The following is a 3,853-nucleotide window of genomic DNA, read 5'->3' as shown; positions in this document are numbered from 1 at the left end:
ACGCTGGGGGGCGGGCTCCGACTCAGGCTCGGCAGGCGCGTGATCCGCGATCTGGGCTTCGGCGCTCAGACGCTCCGCCTCTTCTTGGGCGCGCCGCGCCTCTTCCGCCAGTCGACGGCGGCGACGCTCAGAGATCGGACGTTCCGGCGGCGGCGGCGGAAGGGGCGCCAGCTCGGCCTGCGGCAGACTTTCGCCGCCGGGTTCGTCCGCGACGTGGCCGGGCTCGCCGTCAAGTCGCTCGGTGGCGGGCAGGGCGATGTCCGGCGTCTCCTCAGGCAGGACGGCGTCTTCGTTCGTCAGGGTCAGCGGCGGCCGGTTACGGGATTTCATCAGGCGTCGAGCTCGATTCATGCGCAGGCGCGCGAGCACGCGCCGATTCGACCCTAGCGAGTTGAAACCCAAGGTCCAAGTCGAACCGGTTCAACAGGAGTGGACGGTTCGAAATCAGCAGTCCGGCCGAGCGTCTGTCTTGAGCGCGCCGGCGTCATCCGTGCGGCAGTCCTGGACGCGGTGAACTTCGCGCTTGCCGGTCGCCGGCGCGTGGATGTCCACCCCGAATTGCGAGAGGACGAGGGCGGCCAGCAGGGCGACAAGGCCGGCGATCAGTTCGACCAGCACCTGCATTGAAAACTCCTCCCCGCCCGCTCGGCTGCGCACTTATGCGCCTTTTTGGCGAACGTCACAATCCTGCCGCCAAAGATTGACCGCGCCGAGGCTCCATGGAACGGAGACGGCGAGCGTCCCATCGCGGTGTCACGCGAATCGGGCAGGCAGGCGGAATGACCCAAGTCGCTGACGGCTATGAAGGAAGTCTGTTGGGCCCCGACGCCGGGGTGTGGCGCAGCGCGCCCGCCGGCCGCTTCTCGATTCTGATGGAGAATGAGGCCTATTTCGACGCCCTTTCGTCCGCCTTGCAAAAGGCGGAGCGGTCGATCGTCATCCTGGGTTGGCAGTTCGACCCCCGCACCCACCTGGACCCCGAAACCCGGCCCGGTGAGAAACAGCATGAGATCGGCCATCAGCTGCGGATGCTGGTGAAGCGCAAGCCCGAACTCGACGTTCGTCTTCTGATCTGGAAATCACCGCTGCTGATCGCCGCATCCCAAGGCTTTTATCCGCACCGGGCCCAGCGCTGGTTCCGCAAACGTATGGTCGAGTTCCGCATGGACGCGCCGGGCCCGATCGGCGCCTGCCATCATCAGAAGGTGATCGTGATCGATGACCGGGTCGCCTTCTGCGGCGGGGGCGACATCTCGACCGACCGCTGGGACTCAGACGAGCATCTGGACGGGGATCCGCGGCGAGCCCTGCCCAGCGGGCTCATCTGCAAGGCGCGTCACGAGGTGATGTGCGTCATGGACGGCGAAGCGGCGCGCGCCCTAGGCGACCTGGCGCGCGAGCGCTGGTTCCGTGCGACCTGGGAAAGGACCGCGCCGGACGAGGTGGAAAACGACCCCTGGCCGGACGGCGTGCCGGTTCAGATGACCAATGTCCCGATCGGCATCGCCCGGACCGAGCCGAAATGGTCAGGCCGTCACGAGGTGCGGGAAAACGAGACCCTGCATCTGGAGTCGATCCGACGCGCCAAACGGCTGATCTATTTGGAGAACCAATATTTCACCTCGCCCGTGATCGCCGCCGCCCTGGCCGAACGGCTGGCGGAGGTGGACGGGCCGGAAGTGGTGGTGGTGTCCACCGGCAAGAGCCCCAGCTGGTTCGACAGCATCACCATGGACACCGCCCGCGCCGAGGTCCTGTACCGGCTGGAGCAGGCGGACCGTTACAACCGCTTCTTCGCCTTTTCCCCCCTGACCAGAAGGGGCGACCGGATCATCGTCCACGCCAAGGTGTCCATCATTGACGATCAGCTGCTGCGGATCGGCTCTACCAATCTGAACAATCGGTCGATGGGGCTGGACACGGAATGCGACGTCGCCGCCGAACCCCGTGACGACGCCGGGCGCGCAGTCATTCGCGCCCACCGCCATCGCACCATCGCGCACTGGATCGGCGTCGCCGCCGAAGAGTTCGCCGCCGTGGAGGGAGTGATGGGGTCCACCGGGGCGGCCATCTGCAGCTTCGAAAGCGAGCGGCTGCGACCGCTGGGCGCCGAACCCCCGACGGCTATCGAGCGCCTTATCGCCGAATGGCAGTTGGGCGACCCCACCTCCGCGAGCGACGCCTGGCGGCCGTGGAAACGGTTGAATCGATCCCATCGAACGCGGCCCGCCTCCGAGGGCGGCCTGGCGCCGGGCTGAGGCTCCGCGCAGCGGTTCCGTCCGGAAGGCCCCGGCTCTAAGCCGGATCAGCGAGTTCAGGCGTCCGGAACGATGTCGAAGTCGATGATCAGAGGGAGGTGATCCGACGCCACCCTCGCCAAGGGAGAAAAGTCGGATCTTACGCCCGAGACGCGGATCTCGGGGCTGACGAAGCAATGGTCGATTCGGATGGCCGGAAAGCTGGACGGGAAGGTTTTCACCGAGGGCTTCAGATCGAGGCGACGCTGACAGTCGTCGAGACGCCGCGCCAAGGTCTGATAGGGGCGGGTGATCGATGTGGCGTTGAAGTCCCCGGCCAACAGGGCCGGACCCTGACATCCGCCCAGCCAGCCTGACCCGACCAGGGCAGCGGCCTGCAGTCTTTGCTCTCGAGGCACAAGGCCCAGATGGGTGTTCAGAACATTGACGGCCGCGCCGTCGATCATGATCTCGGACCAGAGGGCGCCGCGCGGCTCCAATCCCGGAATGCCGCGGACGGTAGGCAGGGCGTCGGCTCGGATCAACCGCTCGGGGTGGGGGGTCAGGATGGCGTCGCCGTAAAGCTCGGCCTCCACCCGCATGGCGGGGTGAAAGCGCGAGGTCATGGCCAGGCCCTGAGCTATGGCCTCGGCCTGATCGACTCTGCCCGTGCGCCGCCGACCGACATCCAGCTCCTGGAGGCAGACGATGTCCGGCTCATGCTCGCCGATGACGGCGACGATCCGACCGACGTCCAGGCGCTTGTCCGTGCCGACGCAGCGGTGAACATTATAGGTCAAGAGGCGAGGCATGATTTCCCGGTAGGCGGGGGCAGGGACGCAGGGCTAGACCTTTTGGGCGCGGATTACGACGGCGGTGCGACGATCAAAGGACGATCAGCCGGTCCGAAAGCTCATTGGGATTGTCGGGGCGGGGTGGAAAATGCGCAGCCAGCACATCGCCGCACTGTCGAACTGCGGCCTCGAAACCGGCCGCAGGCGACCCGGTTTTCAGCCCCCGCACCAAGGCGGCCACGACGTCGGCCCAGACGCCCGCATCGACCTTCTGAAGGATCAGCTCGTCCGTGATCAGCTCGACCTGATGTTCGGCCAGGGCGGCGAAGATCAGAACACCCGTACGCTCGCGCGTGACATGGACGCCATGGGCGAGAAACTGCTGCATGGCGGCGGCCCGCACGCGCTTGCGGCGGATAGAGCGCGGTGTAACCCAGCGCAGCACCGGCGGAATGCGCGTCAACAGGAAGACGACGGCGAAGAGGACGACCTGGATCAGGGCGTAGAGGGTCAAGGTCTGACGGATGATTTCAGATGTCGATTCATGCGCCGCCTGCCAGCCGTCGCCGGTCCAGCTCAGGCCGAAGCCGAACGGAATGAGCAAGGCGGGCGCCGCGAGGGCCGCGGTCCCCGCCCAGGCCAGGCTGACGTCCCTATAGGACGAGACGCGCCCGGCCAGGACGCAGAAGATCTCGCCTGAGGTGGCTTGTTCGGCCTTGGCCACTGCATCGGCGATACGGTTCCTATCGTCTTCGGTCAGTCGCATCACCACCCTCCCGAGGCGCCGCCGCCGCCGAACCCGCCGCCGCCGCCCTTGAATCC

Annotated in this window: 4 protein-coding genes and 1 pseudogene; 1 reads left to right on the top strand and 4 read right to left on the bottom strand. The window is 66.7% G+C overall.

Going from position 1 to position 3,853, the window contains the following annotated elements:
• Together AC07XS_RS15725 and AC07XS_RS15720 are read right to left on the bottom strand one after the other, a co-directional pair.
• Positions 1 to 330, bottom strand: a pseudogene (locus tag AC07XS_RS15725) (hypothetical protein); the annotation flags it as partial.
• 114 nt (positions 331 to 444) lie between these two features.
• Positions 445 to 624, bottom strand: a complete 180-nt coding sequence (locus tag AC07XS_RS15720) for a hypothetical protein (RefSeq protein WP_054765804.1) — start codon at positions 622 to 624, stop codon at positions 445 to 447.
• A gap of 155 nt (positions 625 to 779) precedes the next feature.
• Between AC07XS_RS15720 and AC07XS_RS15715 the strand changes: the two genes are divergently transcribed.
• Positions 780 to 2,258 (top strand): phospholipase D-like domain-containing protein, encoded by a 1,479-nt coding sequence (locus tag AC07XS_RS15715; protein ID WP_182715186.1) that lies wholly within the window; start codon positions 780 to 782, stop codon positions 2,256 to 2,258.
• A 56-nt stretch (positions 2,259 to 2,314) separates the two neighbouring features.
• Here the strand turns inward: AC07XS_RS15715 and AC07XS_RS15710 are convergent, their stop codons facing one another.
• Together AC07XS_RS15710 and AC07XS_RS15705 are read right to left on the bottom strand one after the other, a co-directional pair.
• On the bottom strand, positions 2,315 to 3,049 hold the full coding sequence (locus AC07XS_RS15710; protein WP_182715187.1) for an endonuclease/exonuclease/phosphatase family protein: 735 nt from the start codon (positions 3,047 to 3,049) through the stop codon (positions 2,315 to 2,317).
• 73 nt (positions 3,050 to 3,122) lie between these two features.
• A complete protein-coding gene (locus AC07XS_RS15705) occupies positions 3,123 to 3,797 on the bottom strand; it encodes a TPM domain-containing protein (protein ID WP_321208191.1) in 675 nt (224 codons plus the stop codon).
• Between the last annotated feature and the right edge of the window lie 56 nt (positions 3,798 to 3,853).

Source organism: Brevundimonas sp. GW456-12-10-14-LB3, from assembly GCF_059424365.1.
Note: the sequence above shows the minus strand (reverse complement) of the source record. Positions and strands in the feature narration are given on the sequence as shown.